This window comes from Bartonella taylorii 8TBB (genome assembly GCF_902825155.1).
Classification (GTDB): domain Bacteria; phylum Pseudomonadota; class Alphaproteobacteria; order Rhizobiales; family Rhizobiaceae; genus Bartonella; species Bartonella taylorii_A.
Genome location: NZ_CADEAG010000223.1, coordinates 1 through 385, shown reverse-complemented (window position 1 = coordinate 385; position 385 = coordinate 1). Strand labels below are relative to the sequence as shown.

1 protein-coding gene and 1 pseudogene are annotated in these 385 nt (G+C 34.0%); both read right to left on the bottom strand.

The window, feature by feature from the left end; all coding sequences use genetic code 11:
* A pseudogene (locus J7R13_RS09395) lies at positions 1–257 on the bottom strand (hypothetical protein); the annotation flags it as partial.
* A partial coding sequence (locus tag J7R13_RS09390) for a helix-turn-helix domain-containing protein (RefSeq protein ID WP_208438360.1) occupies positions 258–385 on the bottom strand: 128 nt, incomplete at its 5' end. It lies immediately after the preceding pseudogene.

The window sequence follows — 385 nt, the reverse complement described above, 5'->3', positions numbered from 1 at the left end:
AATTTTACATAAGTTTCAGCATTTGGATTTTTAGCCATTTGGCTTTCAATTATTTCAAAGCGTTTTTCAAGCTGAGCAAAAAGGATACGCTCTAAATTGTGTTCACTTGAGCGCCTATAAAATAAAATACTGACTGCAGAAAGCGATGAAAGCGAAATAACGACCCATAATGTTGATAAAATCATAACGCGTAAACTGAGAGACTTCCTAATGAAAAGAAATAACTCCCTAAAGCGGTTATTCTTTTTTAAAAACATTCATTGAACACCAAGTGTTTTAATACGATAGCCCATACCTCGAATAGTTACAATCAAATCCACTCCAAGCTTTTTACGAAAGCGACCTACAAAAACTTCAACCGTATTCGAATCCTTATCAAAATCCT